General features: G+C 61.6%; 1 protein-coding gene. It reads left to right on the top strand.

The window, feature by feature from the left end:
* The coding region (locus RTW80_RS27425; protein ID WP_312721244.1) for a PfkB family carbohydrate kinase at nt 1-424 on the top strand (424 nt) is incomplete at its 5' end.
* Nucleotides 425-427: the final 3 nt, after the last annotated feature.

Genomic DNA, 427 nt, shown 5'->3' with positions numbered 1-427 from the left:
CGCCGATCTCTGGCACGATGAAGTCGAGCTGCGTCAGTGTCTTGAGCGGGCATTAGCCTGTGCAGATGTGGTGAAAATCTCGGTGGAAGAACTGGCGTTCTTAACCGGAAATGCGCAGGTCCATGAGGGGCTGGCGGCGCTGATGCGCACCTGTCCGGCCAGGCTGGTGCTGGTGACGCAGGGAAAAGAGGGCGTCACCGCCTGGCAGAAAGGCGCGTTGACGCACTATCCTGCATCACCCGTGGAATGCATTGATACCACCGGCGCGGGGGATGCTTTCGTCGCCGGGCTGCTGTTCGGTCTGGCTCGTGATGGCCAGGCCCGTCTTTCAGAGGTCATCACGCTGGCGCAGCGCTGTGGGGCGCTGGCGACAACCGCAAAAGGGGCAATGACCGCGCTGCCATGTCGACAAGAACTGGAATAGTGA

The sequence above is a fragment of the Escherichia sp. AM3 genome, assembly GCF_032029835.1.
GTDB lineage: Bacteria > Pseudomonadota > Gammaproteobacteria > Enterobacterales > Enterobacteriaceae > Escherichia > Escherichia coli.
This window is presented reverse-complemented; position numbering and strand designations above follow the sequence as displayed.